21 protein-coding genes and 2 pseudogenes are annotated in these 19988 nt (G+C 67.9%); 15 read left to right on the top strand and 8 right to left on the bottom strand.

The genetic code is table 11. From position 1 onward, the window contains the following. A partial coding sequence (gene dnaK, locus MBEBAB_RS11735; RefSeq protein ID WP_045319272.1) for a molecular chaperone DnaK occupies positions 1-1424 on the bottom strand: 1424 nt, incomplete at its 3' end. A 253-nt stretch (positions 1425-1677) separates the two neighbouring features. Here dnaK and MBEBAB_RS11730 point away from each other — a divergent pair. Beyond that, a complete protein-coding gene (locus MBEBAB_RS11730) occupies positions 1678-2283 on the top strand; it encodes an alpha-ketoglutarate-dependent dioxygenase AlkB (protein ID WP_148291527.1) in 606 nt (201 codons plus the stop codon). An 87-nt stretch (positions 2284-2370) separates the two neighbouring features. Further along, a complete protein-coding gene (locus MBEBAB_RS11725; RefSeq protein WP_021698214.1) occupies positions 2371-3354 on the top strand; it encodes a dienelactone hydrolase family protein in 984 nt (327 codons plus the stop codon). Here MBEBAB_RS11725 and grpE read toward each other — a convergent pair. Continuing rightward, a pseudogene (gene grpE / locus MBEBAB_RS11720) lies at positions 3246-3820 on the bottom strand (nucleotide exchange factor GrpE). The gene MBEBAB_RS11725 and the pseudogene grpE sit on opposite strands and share 109 nt — an antisense overlap. A gap of 50 nt (positions 3821-3870) precedes the next feature. Further along, positions 3871-4956: a heat-inducible transcriptional repressor HrcA gene (gene hrcA / locus MBEBAB_RS11715; RefSeq protein ID WP_021698213.1), complete on the bottom strand. Its 1086-nt coding sequence runs from the start codon at positions 4954-4956 to the stop codon at positions 3871-3873. A 120-nt stretch (positions 4957-5076) separates the two neighbouring features. Here hrcA and rph point away from each other — a divergent pair, with 120 nt between their 5' ends. After that, on the top strand, positions 5077-5793 hold the full coding sequence (gene rph / locus MBEBAB_RS11710; RefSeq protein ID WP_021698212.1) for a ribonuclease PH: 717 nt from the start codon (positions 5077-5079) through the stop codon (positions 5791-5793). Positions 5794-5833: 40 nt separating this feature from the next. Continuing rightward, complete coding sequence (locus tag MBEBAB_RS11705; RefSeq protein ID WP_045319270.1) at positions 5834-6208, top strand: HIT domain-containing protein; 375 nt, start codon at positions 5834-5836, stop codon at positions 6206-6208. Positions 6209-6215: 7 nt separating this feature from the next. Here MBEBAB_RS11705 and MBEBAB_RS11700 read toward each other — a convergent pair whose 3' ends face one another. Beyond that, positions 6216-6914: a MarC family protein gene (locus tag MBEBAB_RS11700; RefSeq protein WP_045319274.1), complete on the bottom strand. Its 699-nt coding sequence runs from the start codon at positions 6912-6914 to the stop codon at positions 6216-6218. 110 nt (positions 6915-7024) lie between these two features. Between MBEBAB_RS11700 and pyrF the strand changes: the two genes are divergently transcribed. Next, entirely contained in the window at positions 7025-7723 is a 699-nt protein-coding gene (gene pyrF, locus MBEBAB_RS11695; RefSeq protein ID WP_021698209.1) for an orotidine-5'-phosphate decarboxylase, read from the top strand. A gap of 6 nt (positions 7724-7729) precedes the next feature. On the opposite strand, the gene MBEBAB_RS11690 is transcribed toward pyrF, so the two are convergent. Both MBEBAB_RS11690 and MBEBAB_RS11685 read right to left on the bottom strand, forming a co-directional pair. Next, positions 7730-8374, bottom strand: coding sequence for a hypothetical protein (locus MBEBAB_RS11690; RefSeq protein ID WP_021698208.1), 645 nt, complete (start codon positions 8372-8374; stop codon positions 7730-7732). A 75-nt stretch (positions 8375-8449) separates the two neighbouring features. Beyond that, positions 8450-9256, bottom strand: a complete 807-nt coding sequence (locus tag MBEBAB_RS11685) for a DUF1295 domain-containing protein (protein ID WP_021698207.1) — start codon at positions 9254-9256, stop codon at positions 8450-8452. Positions 9257-9559: 303 nt separating this feature from the next. On the opposite strand from MBEBAB_RS11685, the gene MBEBAB_RS11680 reads away from it, so the two are divergent. Beyond that, positions 9560-10558 (top strand): NAD-dependent epimerase/dehydratase family protein, encoded by a 999-nt coding sequence (locus MBEBAB_RS11680; RefSeq protein ID WP_021698206.1) that lies wholly within the window; start codon positions 9560-9562, stop codon positions 10556-10558. A gap of 64 nt (positions 10559-10622) precedes the next feature. On the opposite strand, the gene MBEBAB_RS11675 is transcribed toward MBEBAB_RS11680, so the two are convergent. After that, on the bottom strand, positions 10623-10826 hold the full coding sequence (locus MBEBAB_RS11675) for a YgaP family membrane protein (protein WP_021698205.1): 204 nt from the start codon (positions 10824-10826) through the stop codon (positions 10623-10625). Continuing rightward, a complete protein-coding gene (locus MBEBAB_RS11670) occupies positions 10823-12133 on the bottom strand; it encodes an NAD(P)/FAD-dependent oxidoreductase (protein ID WP_021698204.1) in 1311 nt (436 codons plus the stop codon). Before MBEBAB_RS11670 ends, MBEBAB_RS11675 begins: the two co-directional genes overlap by 4 nt. A 135-nt stretch (positions 12134-12268) precedes the next feature. Here MBEBAB_RS11670 and MBEBAB_RS11665 point away from each other — a divergent pair, with 135 nt between their 5' ends. From MBEBAB_RS11665 to MBEBAB_RS15795, 9 genes and pseudogenes are all read left to right on the top strand, one after another. Further along, complete coding sequence (locus tag MBEBAB_RS11665) at positions 12269-13279, top strand: efflux RND transporter periplasmic adaptor subunit (protein WP_045319269.1); 1011 nt, start codon at positions 12269-12271, stop codon at positions 13277-13279. After that, the gene (locus MBEBAB_RS11660) at positions 13276-15696 is read left to right on the top strand and encodes an efflux RND transporter permease subunit (RefSeq protein WP_373852935.1); all 2421 of its coding nucleotides are present in this window, start codon (positions 13276-13278) and stop codon (positions 15694-15696) included. The genes MBEBAB_RS11665 and MBEBAB_RS11660 overlap by 4 nt, the downstream gene beginning before the upstream one ends. A 22-nt stretch (positions 15697-15718) precedes the next feature. Then, a complete protein-coding gene (locus MBEBAB_RS18710) occupies positions 15719-16498 on the top strand; it encodes an efflux RND transporter permease subunit (protein ID WP_373852934.1) in 780 nt (259 codons plus the stop codon). Then, positions 16491-16835 carry an ArsR/SmtB family transcription factor gene (locus MBEBAB_RS11655; RefSeq protein WP_045319273.1) on the top strand — a complete coding sequence of 115 codons (345 nt, stop codon included), beginning with the start codon at positions 16491-16493 and terminating at the stop codon, positions 16833-16835. Before MBEBAB_RS18710 ends, MBEBAB_RS11655 begins: the two co-directional genes overlap by 8 nt. Beyond that, positions 16832-17215, top strand: a complete 384-nt coding sequence (locus MBEBAB_RS11650; RefSeq protein ID WP_045319268.1) for a DUF302 domain-containing protein — start codon at positions 16832-16834, stop codon at positions 17213-17215. Before MBEBAB_RS11655 ends, MBEBAB_RS11650 begins: the two co-directional genes overlap by 4 nt. A gap of 456 nt (positions 17216-17671) precedes the next feature. Next, positions 17672-18955 (top strand): DUF4153 domain-containing protein, encoded by a 1284-nt coding sequence (locus tag MBEBAB_RS11645; protein WP_052516799.1) that lies wholly within the window; start codon positions 17672-17674, stop codon positions 18953-18955. Between the two features lie 22 nt (positions 18956-18977). Then, positions 18978-19451 carry a response regulator gene (locus MBEBAB_RS11640; protein ID WP_242397160.1) on the top strand — a complete coding sequence of 158 codons (474 nt, stop codon included), beginning with the start codon at positions 18978-18980 and terminating at the stop codon, positions 19449-19451. Then, on the top strand, positions 19415-19687 hold the full coding sequence (locus tag MBEBAB_RS17705) for a winged helix-turn-helix domain-containing protein (protein WP_306302028.1): 273 nt from the start codon (positions 19415-19417) through the stop codon (positions 19685-19687). Before MBEBAB_RS11640 ends, MBEBAB_RS17705 begins: the two co-directional genes overlap by 37 nt. Continuing rightward, a pseudogene (locus MBEBAB_RS15795) lies at positions 19684-19988 on the top strand (sensor histidine kinase); the annotation flags it as partial. The gene MBEBAB_RS17705 and the pseudogene MBEBAB_RS15795, both read left to right, overlap by 4 nt.

Here is a 19988-nt window from a genome sequence, read left to right as displayed (position 1 = left end):
GCGTCGATGTCGAAGGTCACCTCGATCTGGGGCATGCCGCGCGGTGCGGGGGGAATGCCCATCAGGTCGAACTGGCCGAGGATCTTGTTGTCCGCCGCCATGGGCCGCTCGCCCTGGAACACCCGGATGGTCACGGCCGACTGGTTGTCGTCGGCGGTGGAGAACACCTGGCTCTTCTTGGTGGGGATCGTCGTGTTGCGCTCGATCAGGGGGGTGAACACGCCGCCCAGGGTCTCGATGCCCAGGGTCAGGGGGGTCACGTCCAGCAGAAGCACGTCCTTGACGTCGCCCTGCAGCACGCCGGCCTGAACGGCGGCGCCCAGCGCCACCACTTCATCGGGGTTCACGCCCTTGTGCGGCTCCCGGCCGAAGAAGGCCTTCACGGCCTCCTGCACCTTGGGCATGCGGGTCATGCCGCCGACCAGAATGACCTCGTCGATGTCCGAGGCCTTGAGGCCCGCGTCCTTGAGGGCCTTCTGGCACGGCTCGATGCTGCGCTGGATCAGGTCGTCCACCAGGGCTTCGAGCTTGGCGCGCGAGAGCTTGATGTTCAGGTGCAGCGGGCCCGAGGCGTTCATGGTGATGAAGGGCAGGTTGACCTCGTACTGGGTGACCGAGGACAGCTCCTTCTTGGCCTTTTCGGCCTCTTCCTTGAGGCGTTGCAGGGCCAGCTTGTCGGAGCGCAGGTCGACGCCCTGCTCCTTCTTGAACTCATCGGCCAGATAATCGACCAGACGCAGGTCGAAGTCCTCGCCGCCGAGGAAGGTGTCGCCGTTGGTGGCCTTCACCTCGAACACGCCGTCGCCGATCTCCAGGATCGAGACGTCGAAGGTGCCGCCGCCCAGGTCGTAGACGGCGATCTTCTGGCCGTCGTTCTTGTCGAGGCCATAGGCCAGCGCGGCCGCGGTGGGCTCGTTGATGATGCGCAGGACCTCAAGGCCGGCGATCTTGCCGGCGTCCTTGGTGGCCTGACGCTGGGCGTCGTTGAAATAGGCCGGGACGGTGATGACCGCCTTCTCGACCTTCTCGCCCAGATAGGCCTCGGCGGCCTCCTTCATCTTCTGAAGGGTGAAGGCGGAGACCTGCTGGGGGGAATAGTCCTTGCCGTGGGCGCGCACCCAGGCGTCGCCATTGGGGCCCTTGACGATCTCGTAGGGGACCATCTTCTTGTCCTTCGCCACGACGGGGTCGTCATAGCTGCGGCCGATCAGGCGCTTGATGGCGAAGAAGGTGTTCTCGGGGTTGGTGACCGCCTGGCGCTTGGCCGGCTGGCCGACCAGGGACTGGCCGTCCTCCTGGATCGCGACCACCGACGGGGTGGTGCGGTTGCCCTCGGCGTTCTCGATGACCTTGGGATTCTTGCCGTCCATGACCGCAACACACGAGTTGGTGGTGCCGAGGTCGATGCCGATGATCTTGCTCATGGGCGTTGTCTTTCACTCCGTATCGGCGGGCGATGCGGCGGCCTTCGGATCAAGCGCCGCGCGTGACCGCCCCCTGTGGGTTGTTAGGCTTGCCGGGCGAACCGGCGGTGGGGCTCCTTAAGCGAACAATTCCCTCAAAGGAATAGGGTCTTGTCCACGTTCCGGTCGGATATGGGAAAGCCCGCAAGGGGTGCAAGGGCTTGGCGCGAGATCAGGCCCATCCGATATGGGGTCAATGACCTCGCCCGCCGACATGACGCTGGATGACTCGCTCGACGGTTTTCGCCTCTGGCCGGGGCGACTGACGGCTGCGGATCAGGCGCAGCTGCGGGATCAGGTGCTGGCGGCGCTGGAGGCCGCGCCGCTGTATCGGCCTGTCACGCCAGGCGGACGGCCGTTCTCTGTGCGTATGAGCAATCTGGGGCCGCTGGGGTGGGTCTCGGACCGGGCGGGCTATCGCTATCAGGCGGTTCATCCCGAAACAGGCGCGCCCTGGCCGCCGATTCCCCAGATGTTGCTGACCTTGTGGGACGATCTGACCGGCTGGCCCGCGCCGCCCGACGCCTGTCTGGTCAATCTGTATGACGCCGACGCCCGCATGGGCCTGCATCAGGACAAGGATGAGCGGGACCTGACCGCGCCGGTGCTGTCGGTCTCGCTGGGGGACACGGCGGTGTTCCGGATCGGGGCGGCGGGCGGCGGGCGGACGCGCTCGGTGCGGCTGGCCTCGGGGGATGCATGCATGCTGTCAGGGCCGGCGCGGCTGGCGCGGCACGGGATCGACCGGATTCTGGGCGGATCGTCCAGCCTTTTGCCGGGGGGCGGGCGCATGAACCTGACCCTGCGACGTGCCGCCTGAACGGCCGCTTGACCGGGTCGTGACTGGACCGGACCCACGGGGCGGCGCACAGTCGCGCTTTCCCGAGCCGACCCCCGGAGACCCGTCATGAGCGTGAACCTGATCCGCCCCGAAGGCCCCCGGCCCGAGGATTTCAAGATCAGTCGCCGGCTGCTGGGGGGCCTGCTGTTCGCCGGCTATGCGACCGCGGCGGTGTCGCAATCGGCCGAGCCGGTGGTGACGGATGCCGACGGACTGGTGACCGAGACGGTGAACCTGCCCGCGCCGGACGGCTTCGACCTGCCCGCCTATGTGGCGCGGCCCGAGGGCGAAGGGCCGTTCCCCATCGTGGTGGTGGCGTCGGAGATCTTCGGCGTGCACGCCTATATCCAGGACGTGTGCCGCCGCCTGGCCAGGGAGGGCTATGCGGCCATCGCCCCCGCCTTCTTCGTGCGGGTGGAGGATCCAGCGCCCCTGTCGGACATGGCGCGAGTGTTCGAGATCGTTGGGGCGGCCGGATACGAACAGGTCATGGGCGACGTCTCGGCGACCCTGCAGTGGCTGGGCGGCCAGATCTGGGCCGACAGTGAGCGGGTGGGGATCACCGGCTTCTGCTGGGGCGGCAAGGTGGTCTGGCAGGCGGTGGCCCGCTTCGCCGCCTTTGACGCGGGCGTCGCCTGGTACGGGCGGCTGGCCCCGGAAGACGGCGCGACCGCCGGCGCGCCCTGGCCGGTGGACCTGGCGGGCGACCTCAAGGCGCCGGTGCTGGGCCTGTACGGAGAGGACGACCGGGGCATTCCGGTCGCGTCGGTGGAAGCCATGCGCGAGGCCCTGACCCGGGAGGGCCAGACCGCCAGCGAGATCGTGCTCTATACGGGCGCCGGACACGCCTTTCACGCTGACTACCGCCCCAGCTATCAGCCGAAGCGGCGGCGGACGGCTGGTCACGCCTGCTGGCGCACTTCCAGGCTCACCTCTAGGTATCAGACCTTGGCGTCGAGTCGCGCGCCGGGCTCCTGCGAGCCGCCGCCAGATCCCCGCGCGGCCACCACCACCATGGCGGGACGCACGACCCGGCCGAACAGGGCGTAGCCGCCTGCATGGTCTGGATGACCTGGCCGGCCGCCACGGTGTCGGAGGGCTGCTCCATCATGGCCTGATGCAGGTTGGGGTCGAACGCCTCCCCCGCCTCGGGCGCCACGCGGGTCAGGCCGTTTGTCTCGAAGGCCGACAGCAGCGACTTCTCGGTCATCTCCAGCCCGGTGACGAGACCGCCCACGGCGGCGTCGGCGTTCTCCTTCGGAGCCGCCTGCAAGGCGCGCGACAGATTGTCGGCCACGCCCAGCAGATCGCGGGCGAAGCGGGTGATGGCGTAAGCGCGCGCGTCATTCATCTCGCGCTCGGCGCGGCGCTTGACGTTGTCGGCCTCGGCTACGGCGCGCAGGGCGCGGTCCTTCCACTCGTCGCGCTCGGTGATCAGGGCGTCGATGGGGCCCAGATCGTCCTCCTGCTCGAACGCGTGGGCGGGATCGGCGTCAAGCCCCGCCTCGGCGTTCAGGTCGGCTTCGTCGCGCGCTTCGGCGTCGTTTCGGTCGTTATAGGTGTCGCTCACGTTTCCTGTCCGTCCAGCATCCGGCCCAGCACCCGGGCGGTATAGTCCACCAACGGAATGACACGGGCGTAGTTCAGTCTTGCAGGTCCGATTACGCCGATGGCGCCCAGAACCCGCTGTCGGCCCGACATATAGGGCGCCGCGATCACGGCGGAACCCGAAAGTGAAAACAGTCGCGTTTCGGCGCCGATGAAGATGCGCACCCCCTGGGCGTTTGTGACCCCGTCCAGAAGGCCGATCAGCTGTTCTTTCTGCTCCAGGTCGTCGAACAGGACGCGCACCCGCTCCAGATCCTCCAGCGCCTCGCGGTCCTGCAGAAGATTGGCGCGGCCGCGCACGATCAGGGCCCGCTCGCGGTCCGGTCCGCCGGACCAGGCGGCCATGCCGTCCTCCACCAGCCGGGCGGCGGCCTCGTTCAGATCGCGCCGGGCGGCCTGAAGCTCGGCGCTCATCTCGCTGCGCGCCTCCTGCAGCGGTCGGCCCTTGAGCCGGGCGTTGAGGAAGTTGGAGGCTTCCTGAAGGGTCGAGGCCGTGACCCCGGCGGCCAGCGGCATCAGGCGGTTCTCAACCGTGCCGTCCTCGGCCACCAGAACCGCCAGCGCCTGATCCTCACCCAGGGCCACGAACTCCACATGGCGCACGCCGGTGTCACGCACCGGGCTGGCCACCACGCCGGCGCCGCCCGCCAGACCCGACAGCAGGGACGAGGCCGCATCCAGCGCCTCCTCGAAGCCGCCGCGGCCCGCCGCGCCCTTGTGGACGGCCAGACGGGCGTCGATCTCGCGCCGCTCCTCCTGGCTGACGTCGCCGATCTCCAGCAGCCCGTCCACGAACAGACGCAGGCCCGCGTGGGTGGGCGCCCTTCCGGCCGACGTGTGGGGCGCGTGCAGCAGCCCCGCCAGGGTCAGGTCCTGCATGGTGTTGCGGATGGAGGCCGGCGACAGGGACACCCCGCTCAGGGACAGGGTGCGCGAACCCACCGGCTCGCCGGTCTCCAGATAGGTCTCGACGATGCGGCGGAAGATGTCGCGCGCCCGGTCGTCCAGCATGGTCAGGGGGGCGGAGGGGGCGAACAGGCTCATGACCGGGCCTCCGCTGCGGGGGGGTGCGGATAAACGGCTTTCACGGCTTCTGGACGGGACAGGCTCACCCTTTCAGGATAAGCGTCCGGGCCACCACTTCCAATACGATAAGCGAGACCCATGCGCCCGTCTGACCGCACGCCCGAACAGCTTCGCCCCGTCACCCTCGAGATCGGGGTCAATCGCTACGCCGAGGGCTCGTGCCTGGTCAGCTTTGGCCATACGAAGGTTCTGGTCACCGCGTCGGTGGAGGAAAGCCTGCCGCCGTGGCTGCGCGGCAAGGGGCAGGGCTGGGTCACGGCGGAATATGGCATGTTGCCCCGCGCCACCCACACCCGGGGCCGGCGGGAGGCGGCGGCGGGCAAGCAGTCGGGCCGGACGCAGGAAATCCAGCGCCTGATCGGCCGCTCGCTGCGGGCGGTGGTGGACATGAAGGCGCTGGGCGAGCGTCAGGTGCTGATCGACTGCGACGTGATCCAGGCCGACGGCGGCACCCGCACCGCCGCCATCACCGGCGCCTGGGTCGCCATGGCCTCGGCCCTGAACTACCTGAAGGACGAGGGCGTGCTGAAAACCGACCCCATTCTGGATCAGGTGGCGGCGGTGTCCTGCGGCGTGTTCATGGATACGCCCGTGCTGGACCTGGATTACGAAGAGGATTCCAATGCCGAGGCCGATTCCAACTTTGTCCTGACCGGGTCAGGCGACATCGTGGAGATCCAGGCCACCGGCGAGAAGCGCGGCTTCAGCCGGGCCGAGTTCGACCGCCTGTTCGGGCTGGCCGAAAGCGGCTGCGCCGAGCTGTTCGCCATGCAGCGGGCGGCGCTGGGGCGATGACGGAGGCCTTCGCTGCGACCCGGCCTTTGACGCCGGTTCGATCGAGGCGGCGAACTGGCCGCTGTGTCAGGTCCGGCTGCAGGATGACGCGCGCTTTCCCTGGCTGATCCTGATTCCCCGCTTCGAGGGCCTGATCGAACTGGACCAGCTGACGGCGGAACAACGGGCGGTGCTGATGGAGGAGACCGTACGCGCGGGCGCCATGGTGCGGGCCATCGGCCAGCGGTCCATGCGCCCGGTGGAGAAGCTGAACATCGCCGCCATCGGCAATGTCACCGCCCAGCTGCACGTCCATGTGGTCGGCCGGCGCCGCGATGACGGCCTGTGGCCCGATCCGGTCTGGGGGCGCGGCCCGGCCATTCCCTATGAGCCCGAGGTGCGGGACGAATTGCTGGCTGTCATCCGCAAGGGCTGATCCGCCCTCAGTGCCCACCCTCGCCGTAGGGCGCCGAGGCGGCCAGGTTGATGAAGCCGTTGGTGGCCTCACCCAGGCCCACGATGATGAACTGAACCGCCAGGGCGCACAGGATCAGGCCCAGCACCCGCACCACGATGGCCATGCCCACTTCGCCCAGAAGCCGGCTGATCAGGCCCGAGACCGAGAAACAGGCGAAGGTCACCACCGACACCGCCACGATGGCCGCCAGCCCCGCGGCCCAGCCCGCCGCCCCGATCTCGCGGGCTTCGCCCGCTTGAATGATCACCGCTGAAATGGCCCCGGGCCCGATCAGCAGCGGAATGGCGATGGGCACCACCAGACGCTGGAACCGCCGCCGCGCATAGCCGCGCACGTCGCCCGGATCATTGGTGGGGTCCACGTCGGCGAAGGCCTTGAGGAAATCATCCCGGGTCATGTCCAGACCCAGAAACAGCAGCAGGATGCCCCCGGCGATGCGGAACGCCGCCAGCGAGATGCCGAAGAACTCCAGCAGGGCCAGGCCGGTGACGAAGAAGAAGACCAGAAACCCGATCATGGTCAGGGCGATCATGCCGCTGATGCCGCGCCGCTGCGCCGCCGTGGCGCCCAGGGTGGCGGCCGCAAAGATGGGCACATTGCCGATGGGATCGGCCAGGGCGAACAGGGCCACGAAGAGGTTGACCCCGAGATCGACGGCGTTCATGTCCATGTCTTGGCCTGAAAATCTGTTCTGCCCCGCGTTCCGCCTCTATCGGCCGGGTCGCGCCGCTTCGCAACCCGCGTTCCTTCACTCGAGCGCCCGGAGACCACGCCATGTCCGACCCGCGCCTGATCTGCGCACTCGATTTCCCCACCACCGATGAGGCCCGCGCCCTGACCGGGCGGCTGGGCGACGCCGTCGAATTCTACAAGGTGGGACTGCAGTTGTTCGCCACCGACGGCATGGTCCTGGCCCGCGAGCTGAAGGCGGACGGCAAGCAGGTGTTCCTGGACTGGAAGCTGCACGACATCGGCGCGACCGTGGAAAAGGCCGCCGCCGCCCTGGCCAGATCCGGCTGCGACCTGCTGACCGTCCACGCCCAGCCGCAGGTGATGGCGGCGGCCCGAAAGGGCGCCGAAGGCTCGGGCCTTAAGATCCTGGGCGTCACGGTCCTGACCAGCCTGACCGACGCGGACCTGACCGCCGACGACCACAGCCTGTCCGCCGCCGATCTGGTGGCGCTGCGGGTGCGTCAGGCGCTGGACGCGGGCATCGACGGGGTGGTCTCCAGCCCCCACGAGGCGGCGCAGGTGCGCGCCCTGGCCGAGGCCGCCGGCCGCCCCGACTTCCTGATCGTCACCCCGGGCGTCCGCCCGGCGGGCGCCGCCCTGGACGATCAGGCCCGCGCCGCCACCCCGGCCTCGGCCTTGCAGGCCGACGCCACCCACCTCGTGGTGGGCCGCCCCATCACCGCCGCGCCCGATCCGCGCGTCGCGGCCGAAGCCATCGTGCAGGAGATGGCCGCCGCCTGACGATCCTCAGCGGTCGTACAGATAAACGTCCTGGCAATAGCAGTCCCGGTCGTAGCGGTAGTCGTTGTCATACCGATACTCGGTGCGATGCCGGGCAGGCGGCCGGTCGTCGTTATATCCATGCCGGTCCCGGTAGCCGGGCCGCCGCTGGTCATGCCGGTAGTCCCGGCTGTACCCGTATCGCCCGCCCCGGTCGGCGTAGCCGTACTGGCTGTAGCCCCGCGACGGTTGAGCATAGCCGTAGCTGTAGCTTTGCGTCTGTGCGTAAGGGTAGCCCGCCCCGCCATAGCCGTAGCTGTATCCGGTCACATGGGCGCTGTTCACGCCGTAGGAATTATAGCTGGTGTAGGGTGCCGGCCGCTGGGGCGGATCGTACCGCTCGCGACGGCGATGATCGTCGCCACGCCCGCGGTCCTCATATCGTCTGTCGCCGTATCCCCGGTCGTCATAGCCCCTGTCGTATGAGCCGCGTCGGGCGTAGCCGTACGACCGATCCTGGCCCGCATAGGCGTTGCCATAGGCATAGGCGCCCCGGTCATAATCATAGCCGGCCCCGTAGCCGGAGCCGTAGCTCTGGCTCAACGCGGGGGCGGCGGACAGCAGCAGCGCGCCGAGCGTTCCGGCTCCGGCGATCGACAGCACAGATTTCATGGCGGTTCTCCAGCTCGGCCGCAAAGGTTAACGCAGCCGTCCGCACTTGGTTCGCTTATCGCCAATCCGGCGAATTCAGCCCGCTGTCTTCTTCGGCGGCAGGGGGAAGAAGCCGCTGGTGCGCGCCACATAATCCGCATAGCCGGGCCGGGATTTGTGCATCCCGCCCTCGGTGGTGGGCGCGCCCGACCATTTGGTCAGGGTGAAGGTGAGGAAGATCGGCCCGAGGATCGCAAACAGACCCGGAACGGTCTCCGCCGCCACCAGCCACAGACCCCACCAGACGCAGGCGTCGCCGAAATAGTTGGGGTGGCGGGTGTAGCGCCACAGGCCGGTGTCCAGCACCTTGCCCTTGCTGTCCGGGTCGCGCTTGAACGCCGAGAGCTGGGCGTCGGCCACGGTCTCGAACACGATGCCGAACAGGGCCAGGGCCGCGCCGATCCAGCCGATCCAGCCCACGGCGGGCGCCGCCGCCACCTGGCCCAGCTGCACCGGCAGGCAGGTCAGCCACAGCAGCACCGCCTGTGGCAGGAACACGAACATCAGCGAGGCCGGGGCGAAGCCCTGCCCCTTGTTCGCGCGGCTTTTCAGCAGGGCCTGATAGCGCCGGTCCGGGCCGTGGGCGCGCCAGCGTTTCAGCAGGTGCACGCCCAGCCGGATGCCCCACACGGCGCACAGCCCGGTCAGAAGCCCCTTGCGCAGGGGATCGCCGTCCGTCTGCAGGAACGTGGCCCCCGCCAGCAGCACCATGCCCAGACCCCAGACCCCGTCGATGAAGCTGACATCCTTCAGCTTCAGGGCGAGGAGCCAAAGCGCCAGCATAACCACGACGATCAGGGCCAGATTGCGCGCGAGGAGGAGAAGGATTTCCAGGAGGGTCATGGCTCAGAAACGACTCCCGCGCGAAAACGGATGCCCGCGCGGCCCGCGCCTCTCATATCAGAGCCGGCCGTCGCTGTCCTATCCCCCGCCGCCGGCCCTTTCTCAGGCACGACTCTTGATCTGTCCTGCGCTGATTGCGGAAGCAGTCCGAGCGTTCAGCGCAGCCATTTCCCTGGTTTAGAATTTGGGAAGCCTTGGATGGCGAGATGTGGTCTGAGCGAGAGGCGATGAACCGCTTGCACGGCACGAGCCGCAGAGCCCGCCGTCCGAGGGATGGCTGTCGGGGAAAAAGGAGGGCATGGCATGCGCTATCTGATCACCGGCACGGCCGGGTTCATTGGCTTTCACCTGGCCCGGCGGCTGCTTGAAGATGGCCATGAGGTGCTGGGGGTCGACAGCTTCTCGCCCTATTATGACCTGGCCTTGAAGGAGGACAGGAATACCATCCTGGAGGGGTACGGGGCGTTCCGTGTGGCGCGGCTGGCGCTGGAGGACGGCCCCGCGTTCAACGCGGCCTGGGCCGCGTTCTCACCCGAGGTGGTCATCCACCTGGCCGCCCAGGCGGGCGTCCGCTACAGCATCGACCATCCCGAGGCCTACATCTCCGCCAATCTGGTCGGCTCGTTCAATGTGCTGGAGGCGGCGCGGCGTCTGCCGGTCCGACACCTGCTGTGCGCCTCCACCAGCTCGGCCTACGGCGCCAACGTCGATATGCCGTTCCGGGAGACCGACAGGGCGGTTCATCCCATGACGCTTTACGCCGCCACCAAAGGCGCAACAGAGCTGATGGGGCATGCCTATGCGCACCTCTTCGGCGTTCCGACGACCTTCTTTCGCTTCTTCACCGTCTATGGGCCGTGGGGCCGGCCGGACATGGCCCTGTTCAAATTCGCCAAAGCCATCCTGGCGGGCGAACCGATCGATGTTTACGGGGGCGGCGACATGTCCCGCGACTTCACCTTCATCGACGATCTGGTGGAAGCCGTTGTGCGATTGATGGATGTGGCGCCGAACGAGGCCAATCGGGTCGAGAACGACAGCCTGTCGCCCGTTGCACCCTTTCGGATGGTCAACATCGGGGGAGGCCGCCCGATCCTCCTGATGGAGTACATCGGTGAACTTGAGCGCGCCTTGGGGCGCACAGCGACCAAGAACTTCCTGCCCATGCAGGACGGCGATGTACCGCACACCACGGCCTCGGCCGACCTGCTGGAGCGCCTGATCCGCTACAAGCCCGAAACCCCGATCAGCCGCGGCGTGCCCGCATTCGTGGACTGGTATCGGCAGAGATACGGCCACTGACCGCAAACATGAGCTTCCTTGAACACCCGGAAGTCCCGGCCGTGGTTGCCGCAACAACCTGGGTTCAACGGAACGCGGCCCCTGGACGCACGCCCAGCCTTTTCAGCAGAATGGCCGCAGGGCAGAAGCCCGTGATCGAGGCCTGAATCAGATTGAGGCCAACCAGCGCCGGCAGCCATATCCACGCCGGATGCACCCAGTAGGCCAGGGCCGCTCCGACGAGGACGAGGGATCCGGCCAGCATCATGACGGCATGATCAAGGGTCACGGGGTGGTCTCCTGTGATGACGGGGCGGCGGGCGATCGCAGCTTCGGGGCGCCGAGAAGGCTGAGCGCGAGCTTCTCGTAGAGAGGTTCGGCCTGCCCTCGGCGAACCTTGTGCAGGAAATAGCGCTCGAAAGCGGCCTTGGCGGCGTGGACCCAGCGACCGCGCGCCGCCCAGTTGATGTTTCGCGGCGGAATCTGGGGTTGGGCGATGAACGCCACGCCCTCGTCGCCGAAGTCGGCCAGACAGATGGCGTTCCAGCTGGCTTCCGCTGTCGGCGGCTTGCCGTCGATGATGTCCCTGAGATTGATCGAGATCGCCGTGACCATGCTTTCGATCATGAATCCGGTCTTGGGCACGCCTACCGGCACAGGGGTCGGGCCTGTGGGCGGAATGGCGATGCAGACGCCCAGGGCGAAGATGTCAGGCCAGGTCGGGTTGCGCTGGTGCTTGTCCACGAGGACGAACCCGCGCGGATTGGTCAGCCCCTCGACACCCCGGATCGCCTCGACGCCCCGGAAGGCGGGCAGCATCATGGAGTAGGAGAAGGGCAGGTCATGGCTCGCCTTGACCGACCCGTCCTGCGCGACCTCCTCCACGTGCATCATGCCGGCGTCGACGGATGTCACCCGGGCGTTGGTGATCCATTTGATGTGCCGCTGGCGCATCTCGCTTTCCAGCAGACCCTTGGTGTCGCCCACGCCGTCCAGGCCAAGATGGCCGATGTAGGGTTCGGAGGTGACGAAGGTCATGGGGGCGCGGTCGCGCAGTTTGCGGCGGCGCAGCTCGGTGTCGAGGATCATCACGAATTCATAGGCCGGGCCGAAGCACGAAGCGCCCTGCACCGCGCCGACGACGATCGGGCCGGGCGCTTCCATGAAGGCGTCGAAGGCCGCCGCCGCCTCGACCGCATGGTCCACATGGCAGATCGAGACCGTATGACCTTCGGGGCCGAGACCGGGAATCTCGTCAAAGGCCAGGTCAGGGCCTGTGGCGATGACCAGATAATCGTAGTGAAGGGCGCGTCCGTCCGAGAGGTCGATCTCGTTTTCGTCGGGGCGGATGCGCGTGGCCGGCACATTGATGAACTCGACGCCCTTGCGCCTCATCACATCGGGCAGCCTGACCTCGATCGCGTCCCTCGTGCGCCAGCGGACGGCCACCCAGGGGTTGGACGGCGTGAAGTGGAAAACGTCTCCTTTGGAGACCATCACAACCCGCGCCCGGTCTCCGACCACATGGCGAATGTCGAAGGCTGCAATGGCCCCGCCGAGGCCGGCGCCGATGATGACGATTGTTGGCCGGTTCATGAGCACGCTTCCCTTGCCATGGCATGGAGGCCGCACCCTTCACCATACGATTCATGGCGTCCTTGATCCGTATCAAGGAAATCACCCCGCCGCCGGGGCGATGATCTCTCCGTCAGAGGTCACCTGCAGGGTCAGATGAAATCCACGACAGTCTTGGCGGCGTTGATTGTTTTCCTGCTCGGCGCCTGTGGCGGCGATCCGGAACCTGTGGCGCCGACCGAGGTCCGGGGCGAGCGTCTCGTCATCCGACAGCAGGTCGTCCCGATCCTGAAACCGGCGTCTGCTGTCATCACCTCTCGTGATCTCGCCGAGGCGCGCGCGCGCATTTCCGGCACCCTGGTGCGGCTGAACGTGCGCGAGGGCATGATCGTGAGCGAGGGTCAGGTCTTGGGGGTCGTGTCTGACGACCGTCTTTCCCTCCAGACCACCGCCCTCGACGCTGCCGTTTCAGCTGCCGAGGCGGAGGCCGTGCTGGCCCGGGATAGCTTGGCGCGTGTTCAGACGCTCTTCGATCGCGGTTTCTACGCCCAGGCGGCGCTGGATCAGGCCCGCGCCGGCGCTGAAGCCGCCCAGGCGCACCTGCGCGCGGCCCGGGCCCAGCGCGCCGCCAGCGTCGAAACGGCGAGCCAGGGGCGGATTCTGGCGCCGGTCGCGGGGCGGGTGCTGACTGCCGACGTGCCGGAAGGGTCAGTCGTCGTCGCCGGTCAGTCCATCGCCACGATCACGGCCGGCCCGCTGGTCCTCAGGCTGGAGTTGCCCGAAGCGCAAGGCCGCCGACTGAGGCAGGGCCAACAGATCCGGGTGGAGGGCGAGAATCTTCCGGCCGCCGGAACCGTGGCCCAGATCTATCCCGCGGCCGTCGCTGGCCGAATCGTCGCCGACATAGCGGTCGAGGGTCTGGCGAGCGACCGGGTGGGCCAGCGGGTGCTGGTGCAGGCGCCGTTGGGCCAGCAAGAGGCTTTGCTGGCGCCGCGCCGCTTCATCGCGATGCGCCATGGGCTGGCCTATGTGCGGACCATCGACGCCTCGGGGCGGGTCAGCGAGGCGCCGGTGCAACTGGGCGACTCCGATGACGCCGACACGGTCCGCATCCTCTCGGGTGTGAGCGAGGGCGACACACTCGTGGCGCCGGAGCCGGGGCGATGAATCTGGGGCTTTCCGGCCGGCTGACCCGACTGACGCTCAATTCGCCGCTGACCCCGTTGATGCTGCTGGCGGCGATCGCTGTCGGTCTGATGGCGCTCGTTTCGATCCCGCGCGAGGAGGAGCCCCAGATCAGCGTGCCCATGGTGGACATTCTGGTGGCCACGCCGGGGCTGGACGCTTCGGACGCCGCCGAGCTGGCGGCCAAGCCTCTGGAAGCCATTGTCCGCAGCCTGGACGGCGTGGAGCACGTCTACACCCAGGTCGAGGACGATCGGGTGATGGTCACGGCGCGGTTCGAGGTGGGATCCGATCCCGATGACGCGGCAGTGCGCGTCCACGAGCGGGTCCGCGCCAACTATGACGCCATTCCCACAGGGGTTTCCGAACCACAGATCGTGACGCGGGGCATCAACGACGTGCCCGCCCTGGTGCTGACCCTGACGCCCCGCCCCGAGGCGGCGGCCCGGTGGAGCGACCAGGCGCTTCATGACGTCGCCTCAAGGCTCAGGACCGAGATCACCAAGGTCGAGGATGTGGGTCTGACCTTCATCGAAGGCGGTCGTCCGGCCGAAATCCGGGTGGAGCCGGACCCGGCCCGCATGTCCGCCCGGGGGGTGCCGCTGATCTCCATTCTCGACACCGTCCGCCAGGCCAATCGCACCGTCCCCGCAGGCGCTGTGCGCGATCAGGGGCAATCGCTGGTCGTTCGCGCTGGCGGCCGCCTGTCGACGCCGCAGGATGCAGCCTTTCTGACCGTGCGGTCGCTGACCGGCGACCCCGTCTACCTGAACGATGTCGCCGATATTGTTCAGGCGCCGCGGGAGGACCAGGCGCGCGTGGCGCACTATGCGCGCGCCGAGGACGGGTGGACCCGGGCGCCGGCGGTCAGTCTGGCCATCGCAAAGCGCAGGGGAGCCAACGCGGTGGTGGTCTCCCATGCCGTGCTGGCGCGCGTTGAGGCCCTTCAGGGCACGCTGATTCCCGAGGGCCTCGAGGTGGTCGTCACCCGCGACTATGGCGAGACCGCCAACGAAAAGGCGAACGAACTGCTGATGCACCTGGGTCTGGCGACGGTCTCCATCGTCGTGCTCATCGGGTTCGCCATCGGCTGGCGCGAGGCGGCCGTCACCGCCGTGGTCATTCCGACCACGATCCTGCTGACGCTCTTCGCGTCCAATCTGATGGGCTACACCATCAATCGTGTCAGCCTGTTCGCCCTGATCTTCTCGATCGGCATCCTGGTGGACGACGCCATCGTTATGATCGAGAACATCGCGCGGCACTGGGCCATGAATGACGGCCGCAGCCGCCAGCAGGCGACGGTGGAGGCTGTTGCGGAAGTCGGCAACCCTACGATCGTGGCCACGCTCACGGTCGTCGCCGCCCTGCTGCCCATGCTCTTCGTGTCCGGCCTGATGGGGCCGTACATGGCGCCGATCCCCATCAACGCCTCGGCGGCGATGGTCTTCTCCTTTTTCGTCGCCGTGGTCATCGCCCCGTGGCTGATGATCAGACTGGCGCGCCGGGCCCTGAACGGCGCTCACCATCAGGGCGAGGACAGGCTGGGTCGACTCTATCGCAGGATCGCCGCTCCGGTGATCCGCACACGGCGGGCGGCCTGGATCTTCCTGATCGTGGTGGGGATCGCCACCCTCGTCTCCATGTCCATGTTCGGCCTGCGGGCGGTGTCGGTGAAGCTGCTGCCGTTCGACAACAAATCCGAACTTCAGGTGCTGCTGGACATGCCGGAAGGGACCAGCCTGGAAGCGACTGACCGGGCGCTGGCCTCGGCCGCCGTCGTCGTCCAGACCCTGCCCGAGGTCCTGTCGATGGAGACCTATGCGGGGTCGGCGGCGCCGTTCAATTTCAATGGTCTGGTCCGGCACTATTTCCTGCGCGACCGCCCTGAACAGGGCGACGTGGCGGTCATGCTGGCGCCCAAGCACGATCGTCACCGCAGCAGCCACGACGTGGCCCTCGATCTTCGACAGCGCCTGGCCGAGCTGCCCTTGCCGCCCGGCGCCGTGATCAAGGTCGTGGAGGCCCCGCCGGGGCCGCCTGTCCTGGCGACGCTGCTGGCCGAGGTCTATGGGCCGGACGCGGCGACCCGGCGCGCGGTGGCGCAGGAATTGGAGACCCTGTTCCGGGCTCAGCCGTCCATCGTGGACGTGGATAACAGCCGGGGCGAGCGGCGACCCGTGTTGAGGCTGGTTCCCGACCGCGAGCGTATCGAACGTTTCGGCCTGTCCGAGCGGGAGGTGCTGGATTCCATCGCCGCGGTCATGGGCGGACAGGCCCTCGCTACGCCGCCCGGGACGACGAGCGCCCCCCGGTGGAGATCGCCGTGCGCCTGCCACAGGAGGCCCGCGCCTGGACAGAGCAACTGGCGGTCATGCCGGTGGCGGTCACGACGCTGAACGGGGCGCCCGTCTGGTCGAGTTGGGAGAGGTCGTCGAGGCCCGCCGGGAACTGGCCAGCTGGCCGATCTATCGACGGGACGGACGCGCCGCTGAAATGGTCACCGCAGAACTCGCCGGCCAGTTCGAAGCGCCCATCTACGGCATTCTCGCCATCGGGGACGCCATCGACGCCCATGACTGGGGCGACCTGCCGCGTCCCCGGGTTCGCCTGAACGGCCAGCCTGACGACGAGACCACAGCGACGATCCTGTGGGACGGCGAATGGGAGATCACCTGGGTCACCTTCCGAGACATGGGCGCGGCGTTCGGCGTGGCGCTGCTGGGCATCTATGTGCTCGTGGTGGCCCAGTTCCGCGATTTCCGGCTGCCGCTGGTGATCCTGACGCCGATCCCGCTAACCCTGATCGGCATCGTCATCGGCCACATGCTGTTCGGGGCGCCGTTCACGGCCACCTCCATGATCGGGTTCATCGCCCTGGCCGGCATCATCGTGCGCAACTCGATCCTTCTGGTCGACTTCATCGGCCACGCCCGGACGCCTGAGCGGCCCCTGCGGGACGTGCTGCTTGAGGCCGGCGCCATCCGGTTCAAACCCATCCTGCTCACCGCCCTGGCGGCCATGATCGGCGCGGGGGTGATCCTGTTCGACCCGATTTTCCAGGGTCTGGCGATCTCGCTCCTGTTCGGGCTGATGTCTTCGACCCTGCTGACCGTGCTCGTGATCCCGGCCATCTATGTGGCGCTGAAGGATGACGGGCGAGCGATGAGCGATGACGGCGGGAGCGGAGGTCATGGCTGAGCCCGCCGCCGACGCCCGCCCGCTGGAGACGTCCGGTCTGGAGGCGGGCGCCGAGGCCGCGGCGCGGGTGCTGCGGCTGTTCGCCAACGAACATCGCCTCAGGCTGATGTGCAGGCTGGCCGACGGCGACCATTCCGTCGGGGATCTGGCGCGCTTCGTCGGCCTCTCGCAGTCGTCCTGTTCCCAGCATCTGGCCCGCCTGCGCGATGAAGGGCTGGTCGTCTCGCGCCGGGACAACCAGACGATCTACTACCGTCTCGCGGAACCAAAGGGGCGGCGGATCATCATGTCCGTGTGCGACCTGTCGCGGAACGCCACTGAAGGAGCCGAGAAATGACCTACTACCACGCCCGCATCATCGACGCCGATTTCGACGCGGTGCTCGCCCGCACCCGTGACGCCCTCAAGGCGGAAGGCTTCGGTGTCCTGACCGAGATCGATGTGGCCGCGACCCTCAAGGAGAAGATCGGCGAGGATTTCCGCCCGTATCGCATCCTCGGCGCCTGCAATCCCCGCATGGCCCACGAGGCCCTGGAGATGGAGTCTCATGTGGGCGTCATGCTGCCGTGCAATGTGGTGGTCCAGCAGATCGACGGCCAGGCCGAGGTGTTCGCGGTCGATCCGGCTGCTTCCATGAGCGCGATCGACAATCCGGAGCTGCTGCGGCACGCCCGGTCGGTCGGTGAGAAGCTGCGCGCGGCCATAGACGCCGTCTGAGAGTCGTCCGGCCGGGGCCGTGCGTCTCCCCAAGGCCATGTCTGGCCCTGGCGCCAAGACGGCTTCCCTTCCGGTGCTCTGCACTGTTTCTGCACGGCGCGGGGTTCAAAACCCCACGCCCCGCGCATCACCGCTCCACATGAACGGGTGACAACGGCGGCCTCATCGGGAGGCGCCGACCAGCCGTGTACACTTCATCCATCCGATCATCCTTCGCGCTGAAAATCGTTCTGGGGCTTCTTCTGGTCGTAGCTGCTGACTGGCTGCTCTTCCTGAGGCCGATCGGAATAGCCCTGGGTCTGTTCGCTGTCCTTTTGTTGGCGACGGCGGCGGTGATCCGCAGAGGCTGGGCGTCGGATCCTCGAGCTTCGCGGCGGCGGCGGCCGCCGCCGGCATGGCCTTGATCCTGATTGATCGCCCGAGCGCGCTTGCGTGGCTGCTGTTCGGGCTCGCCTGATGATCGCGATGCTGTCCGCGCGGGTGGGACGGAACGAGGACGCCTGGCGCTGGGCGCAACGCCTGGTGGTCCATGCCGCGACCGCCGTCGTGGGGCCATGGCTTGATCTGCTGCGGCTGAACCGGGTGAAGCGGCAGCGTCGGGCCTTCAATGTACCCGGGGTAGTGCGGCTCCTCATCCTGCCGGTTCTGGGCGGGGCGGTCTTCATCACGCTGTTCGCCAGCGCCAATCCCGTGATCGGAGACCTGACCGCCCGGCTGCGGCTGCCGCCCTTGTCCGGTGAGGCGGTGGCGCGGGTGATGTTCTGGATCCTCTGCGTCTTCATGGTCGGCGGAATTCTTCGCCCGCGCTGGCGGTCACGGCTTCTCCCCTTGCCCTCGCTGGACGGCCAGAAGCTCTCGGGCGTCACGGCGGCGTCGGTCACCCTGTCACTGATCGTGTTCAACCTGCTGTTCGCCGTTCAGAACGGGCTGGACCTGGCCATTCTCTGGAGCGGCGCGCCGCTGCCGGACGGGATCACCCTGGCGCAGTATGCGCACCGCGGCGCCTATCCGCTGATCGTCACGGCTCTGCTGGCGGCCCTCTTCGTCCTGGTCTTCCTCCGCCCGGCGTCGGAAACCGCCGGGCGACCGCTCGTCAGGTGGTTGGTGGTGATCTGGGTGGGTCAGAACCTGCTTCTGGTCGCCTCCAGTTTGCTGCGCACTGCAGACTATATCGAAGCCTATTCCCTGACCCGGTTCCGCATCGCCGCCATGATCTGGATGGTGCTCGTCGGCATCGGGCTGGGCCTGATCTGCTGGCGGCTGCTCAGGAACCGCAGCGCCGCCTGGCTGATCAACGCCAACGTCGGCGTGGCGCTGACCGTGCTTGCTGTGGTCAGTGCGGTGGATCTGGGAACGCTTGCAGCGCATTGGAACATTCGCCAGGCGCTGGACCCGGACCGACAAGGCGCCCAACTGGACCTCTGCTATCTTAACAGCCTCAACGGCGCCGCCCTCACGGCTCTGGTCGAACTCGAGCAGCGCACCCCGGACCCGCTGTTGAGGGATCGCACCGCCGCCGTGCGGGTTCGCCAGATGTCGGCCATACAGGCGCGTCAGTCTGACTGGCGGGGCTGGCGCTGGCGCGACCAGCGACGGCTGGATCGCGTGGCGCGCATGACCTCAGACCACCCCTTGGCGGCCCCGGCGCCCGGCGGCCGGGACTGCGACGGACGCCTGATCCCGCCGCCCCGCCTTGCAGCAGCGGCCGAAAGGCCGGCCATTCTCCCACTGTCCCGTTGACCTCCACGGCTGGAGACTGAACATGGCGATCATGCAGCGCTCGGTTCTGGTGGTCGATGATGACCCGCATATCCGCGACCTCCTGACCTTCGCCCTGGGCAAGGCCGGGCTGGCGACCCGTGAGGCGGGAGACGGGGAAGCCGCTTTGGCCGCCATCGCCGAACAGGCCCCCGACCTGGTCATTCTGGATATCAACATGCCGCGCATGGACGGCATCGAGGTGTGCCGCCGCATTCGGGCCCATGGCGCCCTGCCGGTGCTGTTCCTGTCGTCGCGGGACGACGAGATCGACCGTATCCTGGGCATCGAACTGGGCGCCGATGACTATGTGGTGAAGCCCTTCAGTCCGCGGGAGGTGGTGGCCCGGGTCGCCGCCATCCTGCGGCGGGTGAACCTGTCGCCGCCGCCCCCGCCGCCGGGCGCGGCGCAGGTCGGCCGGCTTTCGCTGGATACGGACGGCTGGCGCGCCGTTGGGGTGAAGACGAGGTTTCCCTGACCCTGACCGAGTTCAGCATCATCAAGGCGCTGGCTGCTGCCCCGCAAAAGGTCTTCACGCGGGACGCGATCATCGACCGTATTCACGGGCCGGGCTTTGCACTGACCGACCGGACCATAGACAGTCACGTCCGCAATCTTCGGGCTAAATTCGCAACCGTCGGCGGCTCTGATGTGATCGAGACCCGCGCCGGGGTCGGCTACCAGATGGGGCCATGTCTCGGCGGCGAGGCGTGACGCGAGCCGCGCTCCAGCGCCTGCGAGCTGTCGTTCGGGCCCACTGGCCGGCTCTCCGGCTTCGCACCATCCTGCTGTCCGTGCTGCTGTTCGCGGCGATCCTGCCGGGCGCCAGCGCCATATTCCTGCGGGTCTATGAGAACACCCTGGTCCGCCAGACCGAGGCGGAACTGATCGCACAGACGGCGGCGCTGGCCGCGGCGGCGGAGGTGATGTGGCCCGGGACGCCGATCCCCGCCGTGGACCCGGCTGCGCGGCGGGCGCCGGGATATTTCCAGCCCGAACCGGCGATGATCGACCT

It is taken from the genome of Brevundimonas abyssalis TAR-001 (assembly GCF_000466985.1).
In the GTDB taxonomy this organism is placed as follows: domain Bacteria; phylum Pseudomonadota; class Alphaproteobacteria; order Caulobacterales; family Caulobacteraceae; genus Brevundimonas; species Brevundimonas abyssalis.
This window is presented reverse-complemented; position numbering and strand designations above follow the sequence as displayed.